The following is a 16,081-nucleotide window of genomic DNA, read 5'->3' as shown; positions in this document are numbered from 1 at the left end:
GGGGGCTTTTATTTGGACCTCCATCATGAAAAAATACATTTTATTGCTAAGCGCGGTTATTATTACACTGATGATATCATGTGATAACTCAGCGAAATTAAACCGGGCTAAACAAGCCAAAACAGATGATTCGCTGATCCACGTTTACCTGAAGGCCAACCCCCAGATCAAAGTGCAGAAACACCCTTCCGGTATTTATTACCAGGTTTTATCCGAAGGCAAGGGGAGGAACCCTAACGAAAATTCGTTGGTCACTGTAAATTATACCGCAGCGCTGTTAAATGATATGGTAGTTGATAAAGCGAGCGGTTTTTCAAGCTCATTAGACCGTTTGATTAAAGGCTGGCAAATAGGCATCCCGTTAGTAAAAGCGGGCGGCACCGTATTGCTCATTGTACCCTCGGGCCTTGCCTATGGTGCCAATGGCGTAGGCCGCATCCCCGAAAATTCGGTATTGGTGTTCACTGTCGATTTAACAGAATTTAACTAATCTTCCCAAAATAAGTTCAATTATTGTAGCGTTCTGTAGCTTTTGCGCGTCAAATTAATCCAAACAGAAACAGAACTATTAACTAATGAAGAAATTTCTATTATTCGTATTCGCCCCATTGGTGATCCTCTCCTCGTGCTCAAAAGACAAATTCGATGCTTCAAAACAGGCAGCCACGGATGATGCCGCTATCAAAGCTTATATTGGTACTGATACTGCTTTTCATGCTACAGCTGATGGCTCTGGTGTTTATTACAAGATAGTAACCCAGGGAACAGGTGCAAATCCAACCATTAAATCGACCGTTAAAGTAACCTATACCGGCAAACTATTGGATGGAACTACGTTTGACTCGGGCACCATTAACCAAAGCCTGCAGGGGCTTATCAAAGGCTGGCAATCGGGCCTGCCGTATGTAAAAACTGGCGGTCGAATTATTTTAGTGATCCCTTCAAGAGAAGGCTACGGCAACAGTGCAGCCGGAAGCATCCCCGCAAATTCGGTTTTGGTATTTACAATTGATCTGCTTAGTTTTAGTTGATTTAACTAATGCTATAGAAAACTTTACTGTTATTGTCTGCATGTTTTAAAGATAAATCGCACGATTTGCAGCAAGTTGTTTTGAATAAGATGGCAATATCAAAAATTATCTGACGGCACATGCTGAAATCACCGCAACAAAACATACATAAGGTGTTTACTATGTGCTGAACACGGAAACCGGTATTCATGCCGGGCCAAATGCTACCAACGAAGACTGTCCCACAAAGATGGTCTTCATTTTTTAATCTCCACCGTAAAAATACCTTTTAACTTTCGCCTTTAACCTTTCAGCTCCAAAAAACTATCTTTGTATTGTGAGTGAGAAAACCATCTTAAAACTGCAGTTGCCTACCGATCCGCTTTGGGTTAAAAACGTGGTAGAGAGCAATATTGAAGAAATTTTGACCGACCATGCTTTTTGTGAACAAAAGGCAGCCAGCAATGCCATTACGCTTATTGTTCAAAATCCCAACCTGAGCGAATTGGTACAGGAAATGGCCCTGCTGGTGCAGGAAGAAATGGATCATTTTAAACGCGTACATGATATTATATTGGAACGCGGTTATATCCTCGGCCGCGAGCGGAAGGATAACTATGTGAACGAGCTCAGAAAATTTATCATCACAGGCGGTGGCCGCGAAGCCCAGCTGATTGACAGGCTGCTATTTTCGGCTATGATAGAAGCCAGGAGCTGTGAACGCTTTAAAGTACTGTCTGAAAATATTAATGACGAACAGTTGGCCACCTTTTACCACGAACTAATGGTAAGCGAAGCAACCCACTACTCCATGTTTATTCGGCTGGCCAAAAAATACGCTGAAGAAATTGATGTTGAAGCCCGCTGGAAACAATTCCTGGAGTATGAAGCCCAGGTAATTCAGAACTATGGTAAGAGTGAAACTATTCATGGGTAAGTTCTAAGTCGAAAGTCTGAAGTGTGACCTGTATGCTTATTAACTTGTGACTTAGAACTATAGACTTTTAACCTAAGACTTATGATTTCCTGCTTACATTTACATCATGTCGCGTTTTAAAGTATTTTCGGTTGTTATACATATTGCCGGCTGGTTGCTGTTCATGGCCTTTCCGCTGGTTTTTTTAAATACCCGGGGCCAGTACAACAACACTATTACTTCTTTTTTGCAAAAACCGGCTTACTGGGTATTTTGTATCACTTATATCGCCCTTTTTTATAGCAATGCCTACCTGTTTATTCCTCATTTCTTTTTAAAAAAGCGATATGCGATCTATAGCATCATTTGTATTGCTTTATTAGCATGCATTTATGTGCTTCACCCGTTCGACAACTTGCTGCGCAGCACCGAAGGCCGGAGAATGCACAACGGGATGACGGTGCCCGGCCCGCCGATATTTGACCGGCCCCGCTTAGGCGATAAGGGCTCCGATACGCCACACCGATTTGACAACCCGCCATATTTTCATCCAGACTCATTGGAGCGAAGAAATGGTTTCGGCCCCCGCACCAGGCCTATGAAATCCCTGGATAGCACCAGCCTGTTTATTTTCCTGATGATCATGGCGTTAAGCACAGCCACAAAAACGGTGCAGCAATGGCAGCTTACCGAACAGCGTGCTGCCCGTGCCGAAGCCGATAAAACCAGCGCCGAGCTGTCATTCCTGAAAGCGCAGATCAACCCGCATTTCCTGTTCAATACACTCAATAATATTTACATGCTTGCTTCGATAAAAGATGATAATGCGGCTGATAGCATCATGAAGCTCTCGAACATTATGCGCTATGTTACTGATGATGTTACCGAAGATTTCGTGCCGCTACAAAGCGAAATTGATTGCATCAGCGATTATATCGAACTGCAGCGCCTTCGCATCGGTAAAAACACAATAGTAAATTTTGAAGTAGGGGGAGAAATCGACGAAAAAAAAATCGCCCCTCTCGTAATGATGACTTTTATTGAAAATGTTTTTAAATATGGCGTAAGCAAGCGCGAACCTGCGGCTATAGATATCAGGATCAATATTCATGAGCGCATTATTTCATTTTACTGCAAAAACCGGATCTTTGGTGTGCAGAAAAGTGATTACCAGCGTACCGGCATAGGCATAAACAACACCAAACAGCGCCTGAAACATTTATATCCCGGCAGGCATTTGTTAAATATAAGCAGTCTGAATAATGAGTATATTGTTCAACTTACTTTACAAACTTAAATTATGGTGCTTAAATGTATAGCCATTGATGATGAACCGCTGGCCTTAAGGCTTATAAGCGAATATGTATCACGCTTCCCGGCACTACAAATGGTTAATACTTTTGAAGATGCTATAACCGGTGCCGAATTTTTAAAAAGCACCCCAATAGATCTTCTTTTTGTTGATATCAACATGCCCGATGTTACCGGCATTGACCTTGTGCGCTCGTTGCAGGCAAAACCCATGGTAATATTTACTACCGCCTATAAAAAATTTGCGTATGAGGGTTTTGAACTGGAAGCGCTTGATTATATTTTAAAACCGATAGATATTAAGCGCTTTACCAAAGCCGTTGAAAAAGCTGTTGATTATTATAAATATAAAAACAAGCCTGCCGATGCCGAAACCGATGAAAGCCTGTATGTATACTCCGAATACCGCATGGTTAAAATAGACCTGGACACTATTGAATACATTGAAAGTATGGAGGATTATATCAAGATCCATATCACTAATGATAAAACCATCCTTACGCTGATACCCATGAAAAAGGTATTGGAGAAATTGCCTTCCGCCAAATTTCAGCGCATTCACCGCAGCTATATCGTACCTGTCAACAAGATCCGGTCTATCCAAAACCGTAAGGTGCGGCTTACAAATGTTGAGCTGCCGGTAAGCGAAAGCTATAATGATTTTGCACGCAACTGGTCGAAACAGAAGTAAAATGAACGCAATTCTCATGATCGGCTTATCAATAACAATTAATCAATTGCTTTAAGTTTTGTGCGTTCCGCCTTTTAGCTTTTACATAAATGACATTAGCAGATAGTACGACCAAACAACATATCCAGCAGGTTGATTATATCAGGGCTATAGCTTCATTGGCGGTAACTTTGTTTCACCTTGGCGGCAAATCATTGCCAGGCTTGCGCTATGGCTGGCTGGGTGTGCAGATGTTTTTCCTGTTGTCCGGCTTTATAATTTGCTGGGCTATTCCTGAAAATTATAGCTGGGCCTTGTTCCCCAAATATATTTTAAAAAGAATAACACGCATTGAGCCTCCTTACATAGCCTCCATATTATTAACCATTTTAGCCGGGTATTTATTAAATGCAAATTATCGGCCTGATATCAGTAACATATTAACCCACTTAGCTTATATCAACAATTTTATTGGTCGCCCGTATTTGAACCCGGTTTACTGGACGCTGGGAATTGAGTTTCAATATTACCTGTTCATCGGCATTTTCTTTCCGATTATTATAAAAAAGTGGGGCGTCATCTCCCTGCCCCTGATTTGCTTACTGCCTTTATTTATACCCGTACCCGGATCAACCCTATTAAGCGTTTTTCCGTTTTTTGCTCTTGGGATATTATATTACCTGTACCTAACAGGTAAAAAAGGGGTGGCTGAAATTTCGATATATGGCGCAGCTGTAAGCGCTTTTGGTTTTTATAGTGCAGGGTGGCTTCCGATGGTCACCGGCCTTCTTGCACTTGTCCTTATAATACTGCCTTTAAAGCGCCACCCTGCTATTGCATTTTTTTCCAAAATCTCTTTTTCGCTATACCTTACCCATGATGTTGTTGGGAGCAGTCTTGTAGCTTTTATCGGTATGCACCTGCCAAAAACAGTTGGATTCAGGGCGTTTGAATTTTTAACAGGTATTGCTGTTAGTATCAGTTTTGCTTACCTGTTTTATCGCCTGGTGGAGCTGCCCTGTTTACGGCTATCCAAACGGATCAGGTACTAAATGCCTGGTTATTTACAGGCGTTTTAAACTCTTTTTTAATCCTTTTTTTATTCACCAATACAAAGCGGCTATTCATCGATACATTATTGATGAAAACCGGCTTTGCCCGCATATTTATGTCATAAACCAATTATAACCCCATAAATGGTTTATTAGTACCCCTTTTCATAATAGTTGCGATAGTAGCGTCTGTGTGTTAGTAGTACATGCAGGCGCTTTTTTAAAAACAGTATTCCGTTGGAAGCAAAAAAGTTACTCCCCCTAATCAGCTTTTTTCTCATTTTATCAGTTCGAAAAACAAATGCGCAAAGCCTTGGCGACCCTGTGGTGAGCATCACCTTTGGCTCGGGCAGTTCAACACATTCGGGTGCCTTGCCTGCCGATTCGGGCTCAACCAGTTACACGTATAGCAGTGCCAATTTCCCCAGCGACGGCTCTTATACCATTGAAAATACTACCGCGGGTGCAGGCAATGTCTGGTGGTCGGCCACAGACCATACAGGCAATACAGGCGGCTATATGATGGTGGTAAATGCCAGCGTATCCAAAACCGATTATTTTTATAAGCGCACCATTACCGGTTTGTGTTCCAATACCACCTACCAGTTTTCGGCCTGGGTGGTGAATTTGTTAAGAAGCAATGATATCAGCCCGCCAAATATCACTTTCGCTATCGAAAAAACCGACGGAACAATTATTCAAAGCTTTAATACCGGCACCATTGCCCGCACCAGCAGCAATTATCAATGGGTACAGGAGTCGTTTAATTTTACGCTGCCGGCAGGCGTTGGCGATGTGGTGATCAAGATGATCAACAACAGCGCCGGCGGTGCCCCTGCCAATGACCTTGCCATTGATGATATTGTTTTCAGACCTTATGGCCCGGTTATAGAGGCCAGTTTCAACAATTCAAGCTCAACCATCACAGCATCGGCCTGTTCGGATGTTCCGCAAACCTATACACTCAGTACGACCATCCCCAGTGGCTATACCGTTTTATGGCAATACAAAAACGGGAATGGTGCCTGGACGGATCTTACCGGAGCAAACAGCACCAGTTCAAGTTACCAGATAACATCGCCATCAGTGGCTGGTACTTATTACTACCGGGCAGTAACGGCGCAGGCAGGTAACATCAATTCGGCACTTTGCCGGTCGGCATCAAATGTGCTTACACTTACGGTTGGCGCACCACCTCAATCAACGGCAACAGCCAATACACCGGTTTGCGCGGGTACAACATTGACGTTAAGTGCATCAACCGGGGTGAGTTATCAATGGACAGGGCCAAATGGCTTTACATCAGCCATTCAAAACCCAACAATCAATAATGTGACCGCTGCTGCTGCAGGAACGTATCATGTTACGGTTAAATCATCCTCTAACTGCGAGGTTGTGGTACCAGTGACGGTTGTAGTAAATGCCCAACCTGTTGCGGCTGTTGATGCGGTTGAGCCAATTTGCGAGGGCAATTCGGTTACGTTAAATGCCAGCGGCGGCTCAACTTACTCATGGTTGCCGGCAACGGGCCTTTCGGATGCTAACATCGCTAACCCGGTTGCCAGCCCAACGGACAATACACTTTATACCGTAACAGTAAGCAACGGCACGTGTACCTCAACAGCCACAGTACAGGTAGATGTTATAAAAAAGCCTGTGGCCAATGCCGGGCCCGACAGGTACATTACCCAGGGTCAGTCGACCACACTTAACGCCAGTACCAAAGGAACCAACGTAAGCTATTACTGGACCCCGACCGATAACCTGAGCAGTAGCCTTGAACTTACGCCTACTGCTTCGCCAATGGAAGATATCACCTACACCCTGCATGTGGTATCAAACTCAGGCTGCGGCGATGAAGCAACCGACCAGGTATTTGTGCGTGTTTATAAAAAAGTAGTTATCCCCAATACTTTTACACCCAACGGTGACGGGGTTAATGATACCTGGGCGATAGAAGCGCTGAATACTTACCCAACCTCGACAACGCAGGTATTTAACCGCTACGGCGGACTGGTGTTTAAAAGCACAGGCTATCCTGAAGCCTGGGATGGCAGATCTAACGGCCAGGGTATCCCGTCAGGAACATATTATTATGTGATAGATTTAAAGAATGGGAATGTAATGAGCGGCTGGGTGATGGTGGTTCGTTAGTTCATGGTTGATGGTTCATAGTTCATCGCGAAAATACGCAGGCAGGAACAATTCGCAGGCAACCATGATCTATGAACCATGTACTATGATCGGCTTCACCCCCACCACATTCAGCAAATGATTATCCATCATATCAATATCCACTACGTCATTTAAAAAACCGATATGCATATCCGGGCGGATGATAAGCGCCTTCTTTTGGTTTGCTTTGATGTCGAAGGCGTCGAAAATATGTTGATTTTTTACTGATGGCGGCAGGTAAAAAAAGTTGAGATTGGCGCCGTAGTTTTGGGTGATCCATTTGGCGATAGTAAACAGGTCCAGTTCTTTGAGCTTGCCTAAACAGATGAGCGTAAAACCCGGTTTACTGCACCATTCATGCAGATCGGTTTCCACCTCCCGTTTTTCGTCGAATACTTTGAGATAAGGCAGCCTGTCGCCTGCTTTGATCTGGCTGGCAGGGCTTAAGTTAAGGTTTATGGTGCTGTCGCGATAGGATATGCCGGTTTGCGATACCCGTTTAAAAAAAGCTTCGCGAAGGTTGGGTTTCCCCCATGCCCATTTTAAAACAACAGGCAGCAAATATTTCTTTAGTAAGTTAATGAACCAATTGCGCGACAGGATCATTTTAAAAATGCGGTCGGTAGTATTGAGCAATTCTTTTGCAACAGGCATCCTTTCCTGCGCGTAGCTATCTAACACCGATACCTTAAGCTGGTTATTAACCACACCTGCCAGTTTCCAGGCCAGGTTATAGGCATCCTGCAAGCCGGTATTCATCCCCTGCCCGCCAACCGGCGAGTGGATATGCGCGGCATCGCCAATTAAAAAGCAGCGCTGCTCTCTGAATTTATCGGCCATGCGGTGATGCAGGCGGTAGATAGTGAACCAGTTGGTATGTTCAACAATAAGCTGTTGTTGGGTTACATCCCGCAAATGCGGTAACACCTCTTCAATTTGAAGCTCGTCCTTTTTATCAAACACATCGGGCAGATTACCAACCACACGATAGCTTCGCTCATCAGGCATAGGAAAAAAGCCTGCGAAACCTTTTTTTGAAAGGAACAGGTTAACTTTATCGCCAAAGTCAGCCTCTATTTTTATATCGGCCAAATAAAATTGATGCTGGTAGGTATCCCCATTAAAAGGAACATTCAGTCGCTTGCGCACAGTGCTATGGGCACCATCTGCGGCAACCAGCCAATCGCAGGTAATGGTTTGTTTCTCCTCGCCGCTTTGCAGCCTGAGTGTTACCTTATCCGAATTCTGACTTAGTGACAGTAGTGATGTGTTCCAGTATACCGGGCAGCAGTTGAGGGTAATAAAATCCAGTAATAACCGTTCGTTTTTGCTCTGCGGATACATCTGGATAAATGGAAAAGCGGTTTGCGTTTCACCAACATTGGCAAGTGAAAGACCGGCAACCTCTTCACCGTCCTGGTTAAACTGTACACCCCCTCCCCGTTTACCATCATTGAGCACTTTATCAATAACGCCCATCTGCCGGTAAATCTCCATAGACCGTGCCTGAACGGCAAGTGCCTTTGAATGTGTGGTTGGTCCCCGCTTGCTGTCAATAATTACCGGCTGCACACCATAGCGTAAAAGTTGGGCGGCCATCATCAAACCCGATGGGCCCGCGCCTACTATTACAACCGGGGCATGCTGCTGGCTTATGGTCATTTATTGCTGTGATAGAGTAAAAAGATGGTTGGGCGCTTGTGCAGATCAGGCACTTTCTTTTGCCATTCGGCAATGGTTTTGGTTTGCACAAACTCGGTTGCGGCGGTCAGGTCGCAGGCTATGCAAAGCTTGGTTTTGGGATTGCCTGTTTTCAGGATCTCCTCCAGCATGGGGTTATTGCGGAAAGGCGTTTCGATAAATAGCTGAGTTTGATCAAGCTTAACAGCTGTATTTTCCAACTCTTTGATCTTTTTAGCACGAAGCACTTTATCAATAGGCAGGTAGCCGTAAAATGCAAAACTTTGGCCGCTGAAGCCTGAAGCCATCAGCGCCAGCAAAATGGAGCTTGGCCCAACCAAAGGCACAACCTTAATACCCATGCGATGGGCTTTATCCACAATCCCGGCACCGGGATCAGCGACACCGGGACAGCCGGCTTCACTCATCAGCCCAACATCATTACCTGCCTGCAGGCCTTTAAAAAAATCAGCCTTGCTCATGTCGCGGTTATGCTTGCCATAATCATGGATTATCAGCTCGCTTTGCGGGGTTTTCAAGCCGGCCTCTTTTAAAAAGCGACGGGCGGTTTTTTCATTCTCGACGATGTACTCCTTGATACTGTTTATGGTATCAGTAAGGTATGGCGTAAATGATTTTGCAGCGGCGTCATCGGCCAGCGGTACGGGAATTAAATAAAGGGTTCCATAGGGCATATTGCAAAGTTGGTGTTTTTTGTTTAATTTAAGCTATCAAAAGGAGGCGGAAAAATGAGGCAATTAGGCGCAAACTGGTTTATTGAAGGTCATATTGATTTTGAATACAAAAAATATATCCTGCTAAGTTACCTTCAGGAAATTAACAGCCACTTTGATAACAGCCGGTTATATCCCAACCTGGCCGATCTGATATTCCATTACAACAACCTCATCGATTTTAAAAAGAATAAATCGCTGTTACAGCAGGCTTTTCCGCAACGCTTAACACAGGCTGATATCGATGCCGTAAAGCTTACTTATCAAAAGATCATTATGGATGATCAAAGCATGCAGGAAATAGAACAGATCATTACTTATGCCTTAGGCAAAATGGACCCGGCTATAAAAACCGGCAGGGATATTTATGATTTTGTAGAAAGCCATGTGAATATTGATCCGGTAGGCATCATCCCTTTACTGCCTTATCACGGTTATTTTTCGTTACAGAACGGCAAGGAACGAACCAACCGGATCTACGAGTACCAGATCACTATTTTTGAAGGCAAGGATGATAAATACCGCGGCATTAACGTAGCTTTTATTGATGCCTACGAGCAAAGCATCACCAATACCCCCGAAAGCATTAAACTGCATCTCATTAATCGTAACAAGTTTATGCCCAATCCTGCGGTTTACTATGTTCACAGTGATATCACTTTCCCGCTTGAGCAAACGCTGCTGCCGGTGGCCAAAAGAAGCCTGGTGAAGTATATTTCGAATGCTGCGTAAGTCCTTATTAAATTATTTTTATTCAGGAAGCAGGGATGGTGCTGTTTCCGATTACTTTACCTATTGAGAAAAAATAAAAGTCGGGCAGTTAACAACGCTACACCTACCCTGGGCAAAATTCAACCTTGGCGACTGCCAATGGCCGGTTAGAAGCGTCCGGTTCAATTGGCACATGTTCGCGCATGCCAAAACCACACTTTTTTAACTCCTGTAACCTACTCTCACCTCTCTGTAACATACCATCTCTTAAGAAGATCCGAACCTCCTTGGTATTGCTGCTAATTGCTTTTTATATGATTATAAATCTTGAATTTATTTGTCTTATCTGGGGATAATCCTATCTGACATGAAAAAAACGCAATAATATTGATTAGGCGCCGGCGATCAGTTTAACGCGTTGATTAATAAGCTCGCTGATATTTCAGGTTACAGCGAATTGAAAACAATACCGGTGATCCCCATTGGGCATTCAGCAGCTGCGAGCGCGCCCTACAATTTCGGGGTATGGCCCCCCCCCGCGCACGCTGGCTTGCATCTCGGTAAGTGGGCAATTGCCTTATGCAACAAATGCTTACATTCCGGATATCTGGAGTAAGGATCAAAACCTGGATTATATTCCCTGCCTTGAAACAATGGGCGAATACGAAGCTGCCAACACCTGGAGCGATGAGGGATTAAAAGAAAGACAGGAACATCCGCTGCTGCCGTTGAGTATGCTATCCAACCCAGCCCAGGGACATTTTGCTGCCATGCGGGAAAAGATCGGCTACCTGGCCTTCTACATTAAAAAAGCCATGCAGTACCGCTTGCCAAAAAGTGTTCCGCCTGGTACTGTTCCGAAATTGATTGATATCGATCCGACAAAAACCGGCTGGTTGGTTGATAAATGGCACTATAATGAATTGCCCGCCGCGGATGCTGCACCGGTGGGCAGGTATAAGGGCGATGTTTCAAAAGCCTTTTGGTATTTTGATGAAGAAACGGCTCAGGTAACAATAACCTACCAGGCAAAACATCGCAATCAAAAACCACAGTTAATAGGTTATGTACAGCATGGCCAAATGGTTGAACAGCGTAATACGCATCAGCAGGTAAATCTGAAATTTGAACCTGACGCTGATGGGATCATTTTTAAACTCCATGCCGCATTTTATGATACGGTGCCCGGAGGCAGCCCCCGCTTACCTGTTTGGGCTGGCATGCCGGCTGGCTCCGCTATAGGGCATGCTGCCGGGAATATTCCTATAACTATCAACCGGATTACAGGGCCGGTTATCAAGTTAAATGATTCAACCTTCAGGTTAAATCCGCAAGCAGGTTATTGGGAAAATCCGCATAGCTATGAATTATGGTTTGCTGCTACCCATCCGGGCGATGCTGAATATAAACCTGCTGTACAGCAATCGCTGATGATTGTGCCGCCACACAATGCAACAGGAAAGGAACAGCATATTACATTTTTGCCGGTCCCCAACCAAAAGCCACATGCAAAAGGAATCAAATTGCACGCCAGCTCAGATGCACAGTCACCTGTAGGCTTTTATGTATTAGAAGGCCCTGTCGAATTATCAGGCAATACATTAAATATTGCGGCTATTCCGCCGCACAGCCGCTTCCCGGTAAAAGTTACCGTGGTGGCCTGGCAATATGGTAATAGCCATGAGCCTAAACTGCAAACGGCAGTGCCCGCAGAACAATCTTTTTTTATTGAAAAATAATTTAAACGCTTAAAATATTAACCATAGCTATGCTTCTTCTAAAAGCATAGCTCGAGGGCCCTGCCTAATAAGCTAACAGGCGTTCCATGCTTTCCTCCAATCGTGCCTTGGCCAAAAACTGGTCTTCCAAAGCTTTGTTCATGGGGATGGCCGTATCGAGGCTACCGCAGCGCATTATGGGGGCGTCAAGATATTTAAAGCAATGTTCGGCCAAATGGGCGGCAATTTCGGCGCCGAAACCGTTGGTGAGCGTATCTTCATGCAAAATCAGCACCCGGCCCGTTTTTTTTACACTGGCCTCAACCGCTTCCTGGTCCCAAGGCTGCAAACTGCGCAGGTCGATGATCTCTATGGATTGATCGGGATGTTTGTCTGTATACTCCAATGCCCAGTGTACACCAAGGCCAAATGTGATAATACTGGCTTTTTCGCCTTGCTTAATCACATTAGCCTTGCCTATCTCTATCATTACATCATTATCAGGCACATCGGCGCTGATACTGCGGTACAGGTATTTGTGTTCAAAATAAATTACCGGGTTAGGATCGTCAATAGCGGTAAGCAGCAGGGCTTTGGCATCTGCCGGGAAAGCCGGGTAAACCACTTTTAAGCCGGGGGTTTTGGTAAACCAGGCTTCATTGCTTTGCGAATGGAACGGGCCGGCGCCGGTACCTGCACCCGCGGGCATCCGTATTACTACATCAACCCCCTGCCCCCAGCGATAATGCGTTTTGGCCAGGTTGTTAATAACCTGGTTAAAGCCGCAAGTAACAAAATCTGCAAACTGCATTTCAACAACGGCTTTGTAGCCGTTAAGGGCAAGCCCCATGCCTGCACCAACAATTCCTGATTCACAAATGGGGGTATTACGCACACGTGCTTTGCCAAACTCCTCGACAAAGCCCTGGGTAATTTTAAATGCGCCGCCGTATTCGGCAATGTCCTGTCCCATGATCACCAGGTTGGGGTGTTTGCGCATAGCTTGTTTAAGCCCGTCGCTAATGGCATCTATATAGCGCTTATTGGTAACCGGCGATGATTTTGGCTGTACGGCAGGAAAGCTGTAAGGCTTGTACATATCCCGCGCTTCGGTGGCCACATCCGGTATAATATCTGTTTCGGCATAAGCCTTTTCAATTTCGGTTTCAATAAGGGCGGCGAACTCCTTACGGATAACAGAGATCATGTCTTTAAACAAAACCCCTTCGGTAATCAGGTACTTTTCAAAGTTTGTAACCGGGTCCTTTCCTGCCCACCACTCAAATAAATTAGTGGGAACATATTTGGTGCCTGATGCTTCCTCATGGCCACGCATCCTGAAGGTCATACATTCCAGCAAAACAGGGCGCGGATTTTCACGAATAGCTTTATTAAGTGAGGTTATGGTGTTATAAACTTCAAGCAGGTTATTGCCGTCAATACGGCGGCCTTCAATACCGTAGCCTACAGCTTTATCAACCAGTTCGCGGCAATTATATTGTTCGTTGGTTGGGGTTGAAAGCGCATAGCCATTATTTTCGATCAGAAATATTACCGGCAGTTTCCAAACAGAGGCTATGTTAAGTGCTTCGTGAAAGTCCCCTTCACTGGTAGCACCCTCGCCGGTAAAAACAAGTGTTGATCTTTTTTTACCCGATAATATATCCGCTAAGGCAATGCCATCGGCCAGGGCAAGCTGCGGACCGAGATGGGAGATCATACCAATGATCTTATACTCCTGGGTGCCGAAGTGGAAGGAGCGGTCGCGCCCTTTAGTAAAGCCCGAAGGTTTGCCCTGCCATTGCGCCATTAACCGCGACAGGGGGATATTTCTCGATGTAAAAACACCGAGGTTACGATGCATAGGCAAAATATATTCGTCGGCGTTCATAGCCAGGGCGCTGCCAACCGCTATGGCTTCCTGGCCAATACCCGAAAACCATTTGCCAATGCGGCCCTGCCTCAGCAGGATCAGCATCTTCTCTTCAACCATGCGCGGAAACAGCAATTTTTTATAAAATGCCAGCAAAGTATCATTATCGAGGTTTTTCCTGTCAAAAATCATAACGTAAAACTACTGAAGTTTTTAAAACTTTGTATGTTTGGTGATACTATCCAAAAACTATGAAGCGCACCTCTATTTTCATCATTATACTACTGCTCATGATCGGCTTTGCAGCCAGTTCGCAGGATTTTTTCTTATTGCCACATAATTTTTACGTTCACAAAGGCGATAAGCTTAACCTGCACTTGTTGAGCGGCAACGAGTTTAAACCCGAAAATGAATTTAAGTTTGCCACAGCAAAGGCAACTAAATTTATGCTGTACGAAGGCTCGAAAAAAACGGATCTTTCAAAAGTCAGTAACGCTGCGGATAGCAGCCTGCTTACTTATGAGCTGCAAAACTCCGGGCTTGCACTTTTTGAGCTGGTAAGGGATGATGAAACGGAATCGGAAAGGAATAAATTTATCAGGGCGCTTGAAAGCGAAGGCCTCGATAAAATGGCCGAAGAAGCCCGGGCCAGCAGCCAGCAATACTTTGTTGAAAAGTATCACCAGTCAAGCAAAACCCTTATTTCTGTTGATAAAGCCAACGGTAAGGACTTTGATAAACCACTGGGTGAGGAGTATGAAATTGTAATACAGCAAAACCCCTATAAATCAAGCTATGGCGATGATGTTACCGCTCAGGTGCTTTTTAAAGGTAAACCTATGAAGGATGCTGTGGTGATGCAATATGTACGTACTTTGAATGGCACTATCGTTCCGCAAAAATTATTGAGTGACAGCAATGGCCTGGTATTTTTTAAACTGAGCCGGGAGGGGGTATATATGGTTAGTTCAACCCATGTTGAACCATCGCAGGATAAAAAAGCCGATTATGAAAACTGGAGCACTACTTTCACCTTTGCCTTCAGCAATACCGATGACGTACCAAATTCATACAGGGAGTTTGGGTTTGGAAATAAACATTGATTTTTTTAGTAGCAGTTGCAGGTTTTAGTAGCAGGTTAAAAATATAGAGGCGTCATTGTGAGTCTTCCCTTTTCGGGGGAGATTTAGAGAGCGCAAAACCTTAATTACCTATCTGCTCGCTGAAACCGCGTTAGTAAGTTTAACAAAATCCTCCACACTCAATCTTTCCGCACGCAGATCGAGGACAGGCTCATCAGTCAATTTTTCTTTGTTGATGAGTGATGATATGGCGTTGCGCAGGGTTTTGCGGCGCTGATTAAAACCCGCTTTTACTATCTGCCAAAATAGTTTCTCGTCGCAATCAAGTGTTTGCTTATCGTTTCGTGTAAGCCTGATCACTGCCGAAAGCACCTTGGGCGGAGGATTAAATACACCGGCCTTCACCGTAAACAGGTATTCCACTTTATAGTAGGCTTGTAAAAACACGCTGAGTATACCATATTCCTTGCTGCCTGGTTTGGCGGCACATCGTTCAGCAACCTCTTTCTGGAACATGCCCACTACTTCAACCACCTGCTGGCGGTTGTCAAGCACCTTAAAAAGTATTTGCGATGAGATGTTATAGGGGAAATTACCGATAATGGCAAAGTTTTCGGGAAAAATGCTTTTAAAATCAAGCTCCAGAAAATCGGCATTGATAAGGCGGGCACCTAATTGCGGGTATTTTTTTTTCAGAAAATCGTACGATTCGGTATCAATATCAATGAGTGATGTTTCGTACTCGCTTTTTTGCAGCAGGAAATCAGACAATACACCCATGCCCGGCCCCACCTCAAGCACATGGCCGAAACGCCCTTCGGGTTTCAGGCTGTCCACTATCTTTGCTGCTATGTTTTTATCAGTAAGAAAATGTTGCCCTAAATGTTTTTTTGCCCTTACCAATGTCATTATTAATCAAATATTTGAGCAAATTAAATCATATTTGTGCTTTTATCAGGAACTATAAGCTTAAAATCTTTTATTTGCAGGTGTAAAGATAGGTTAAAGGTAAAAGGTTTGCCTAAGTTGAAGGTTAAAGGCGAAAGGCAAAAGGCAAAAGGTCGTTTAGCTTTATAAACCATTAATAATCATCACTGTTAAAATATTGAAATCACCGCTTAAAAAAATCGGTGAAATCATAAAACTCGG

General features: G+C 44.4%; 14 protein-coding genes. 10 read left to right on the top strand and 4 right to left on the bottom strand.

Annotated features, from left to right (window positions below):
* Positions 1-25: 25 nt before the first annotated feature.
* The 7 genes from MusilaSJ_RS17105 (at position 26) to MusilaSJ_RS17075 (ending at position 7,113) form a co-directional block, all read left to right on the top strand.
* Complete coding sequence (locus MusilaSJ_RS17105) at positions 26-490, top strand: FKBP-type peptidyl-prolyl cis-trans isomerase (protein WP_274986111.1); 465 nt, start codon at positions 26-28, stop codon at positions 488-490.
* A gap of 85 nt (positions 491-575) precedes the next feature.
* A complete protein-coding gene (locus MusilaSJ_RS17100) occupies positions 576-1,031 on the top strand; it encodes an FKBP-type peptidyl-prolyl cis-trans isomerase (RefSeq protein WP_274986110.1) in 456 nt (151 codons plus the stop codon).
* A 316-nt stretch (positions 1,032-1,347) separates the two neighbouring features.
* On the top strand, positions 1,348-1,947 hold the full coding sequence (miaE, locus tag MusilaSJ_RS17095; RefSeq protein ID WP_218134403.1) for a MiaE family protein: 600 nt from the start codon (positions 1,348-1,350) through the stop codon (positions 1,945-1,947).
* A gap of 106 nt (positions 1,948-2,053) precedes the next feature.
* A complete protein-coding gene (locus MusilaSJ_RS17090; protein ID WP_274986109.1) occupies positions 2,054-3,223 on the top strand; it encodes a sensor histidine kinase in 1,170 nt (389 codons plus the stop codon).
* A 3-nt stretch (positions 3,224-3,226) separates the two neighbouring features.
* The gene (locus tag MusilaSJ_RS17085; protein WP_274986108.1) at positions 3,227-3,928 is read left to right on the top strand and encodes a LytR/AlgR family response regulator transcription factor; all 702 of its coding nucleotides are present in this window, start codon (positions 3,227-3,229) and stop codon (positions 3,926-3,928) included.
* 89 nt (positions 3,929-4,017) lie between these two features.
* Complete coding sequence (locus tag MusilaSJ_RS17080; protein ID WP_274986107.1) at positions 4,018-4,959, top strand: acyltransferase family protein; 942 nt, start codon at positions 4,018-4,020, stop codon at positions 4,957-4,959.
* A gap of 237 nt (positions 4,960-5,196) precedes the next feature.
* Positions 5,197-7,113: a T9SS type B sorting domain-containing protein gene (locus tag MusilaSJ_RS17075; RefSeq protein WP_274986106.1), complete on the top strand. Its 1,917-nt coding sequence runs from the start codon at positions 5,197-5,199 to the stop codon at positions 7,111-7,113.
* 69 nt (positions 7,114-7,182) lie between these two features.
* On the opposite strand, the gene MusilaSJ_RS17070 is transcribed toward MusilaSJ_RS17075, so the two are convergent.
* Both MusilaSJ_RS17070 and MusilaSJ_RS17065 read right to left on the bottom strand, forming a co-directional pair.
* The gene (locus tag MusilaSJ_RS17070) at positions 7,183-8,796 is read right to left on the bottom strand and encodes an FAD-dependent monooxygenase (protein WP_274986105.1); all 1,614 of its coding nucleotides are present in this window, start codon (positions 8,794-8,796) and stop codon (positions 7,183-7,185) included.
* Entirely contained in the window at positions 8,793-9,509 is a 717-nt protein-coding gene (locus MusilaSJ_RS17065) for an SAM-dependent methyltransferase (RefSeq protein ID WP_274986104.1), read from the bottom strand. Before MusilaSJ_RS17065 ends, MusilaSJ_RS17070 begins: the two co-directional genes overlap by 4 nt.
* A gap of 54 nt (positions 9,510-9,563) precedes the next feature.
* Between MusilaSJ_RS17065 and MusilaSJ_RS17060 the strand changes: the two genes are divergently transcribed.
* Positions 9,564-10,280, top strand: coding sequence for a hypothetical protein (locus MusilaSJ_RS17060; protein WP_274986103.1), 717 nt, complete (start codon positions 9,564-9,566; stop codon positions 10,278-10,280).
* Between the two features lie 551 nt (positions 10,281-10,831).
* Positions 10,832-11,998 carry a hypothetical protein gene (locus MusilaSJ_RS17055; protein ID WP_274986102.1) on the top strand — a complete coding sequence of 389 codons (1,167 nt, stop codon included), beginning with the start codon at positions 10,832-10,834 and terminating at the stop codon, positions 11,996-11,998.
* Between the two features lie 64 nt (positions 11,999-12,062).
* Here the strand turns inward: MusilaSJ_RS17055 and MusilaSJ_RS17050 are convergent, their stop codons facing one another.
* Complete coding sequence (locus MusilaSJ_RS17050) at positions 12,063-14,042, bottom strand: alpha-ketoacid dehydrogenase subunit alpha/beta (protein ID WP_274986101.1); 1,980 nt, start codon at positions 14,040-14,042, stop codon at positions 12,063-12,065.
* A 59-nt stretch (positions 14,043-14,101) separates the two neighbouring features.
* Between MusilaSJ_RS17050 and MusilaSJ_RS17045 the strand changes: the two genes are divergently transcribed.
* Complete coding sequence (locus MusilaSJ_RS17045; RefSeq protein ID WP_274986100.1) at positions 14,102-14,953, top strand: DUF4198 domain-containing protein; 852 nt, start codon at positions 14,102-14,104, stop codon at positions 14,951-14,953.
* A 108-nt stretch (positions 14,954-15,061) separates the two neighbouring features.
* On the opposite strand, the gene rsmA is transcribed toward MusilaSJ_RS17045, so the two are convergent.
* Positions 15,062-15,841, bottom strand: a complete 780-nt coding sequence (rsmA, locus tag MusilaSJ_RS17040; RefSeq protein WP_090532116.1) for a 16S rRNA (adenine(1518)-N(6)/adenine(1519)-N(6))-dimethyltransferase RsmA — start codon at positions 15,839-15,841, stop codon at positions 15,062-15,064.
* Positions 15,842-16,081: the final 240 nt, after the last annotated feature.

Origin of the sequence: Mucilaginibacter sp. SJ (genome assembly GCF_028993635.1) — a bacterium.
Lineage (GTDB): Bacteria > Bacteroidota > Bacteroidia > Sphingobacteriales > Sphingobacteriaceae > Mucilaginibacter.
This window is presented reverse-complemented; position numbering and strand designations above follow the sequence as displayed.

Bases quoted from the DNA above. Each gene is read 5' to 3' on its own strand.
- MusilaSJ_RS17105 (WP_274986111.1), top strand. From the start codon at position 26: ATGAAAAAATACATTTTATTGCTAAGCGCGGTTATTATTACACTGATG.
- MusilaSJ_RS17070 (WP_274986105.1), bottom strand. From the start codon at position 8,796: ATGACCATAAGCCAGCAGCATGCCCCGGTTGTAATAGTAGGCGCGGGC.
- MusilaSJ_RS17045 (WP_274986100.1), top strand. From the start codon at position 14,102: ATGAAGCGCACCTCTATTTTCATCATTATACTACTGCTCATGATCGGC.
- MusilaSJ_RS17100 (WP_274986110.1), top strand. From the start codon at position 576: ATGAAGAAATTTCTATTATTCGTATTCGCCCCATTGGTGATCCTCTCC.
- MusilaSJ_RS17090 (WP_274986109.1), top strand. From the start codon at position 2,054: ATGTCGCGTTTTAAAGTATTTTCGGTTGTTATACATATTGCCGGCTGG.
- MusilaSJ_RS17080 (WP_274986107.1), top strand. From the start codon at position 4,018: ATGACATTAGCAGATAGTACGACCAAACAACATATCCAGCAGGTTGAT.
- MusilaSJ_RS17050 (WP_274986101.1), bottom strand. From the start codon at position 14,042: ATGATTTTTGACAGGAAAAACCTCGATAATGATACTTTGCTGGCATTT.
- rsmA (WP_090532116.1), bottom strand. From the start codon at position 15,841: ATGACATTGGTAAGGGCAAAAAAACATTTAGGGCAACATTTTCTTACT.
- MusilaSJ_RS17060 (WP_274986103.1), top strand. From the start codon at position 9,564: ATGAGGCAATTAGGCGCAAACTGGTTTATTGAAGGTCATATTGATTTT.
- MusilaSJ_RS17085 (WP_274986108.1), top strand. From the start codon at position 3,227: ATGGTGCTTAAATGTATAGCCATTGATGATGAACCGCTGGCCTTAAGG.
- MusilaSJ_RS17065 (WP_274986104.1), bottom strand. From the start codon at position 9,509: ATGCCCTATGGAACCCTTTATTTAATTCCCGTACCGCTGGCCGATGAC.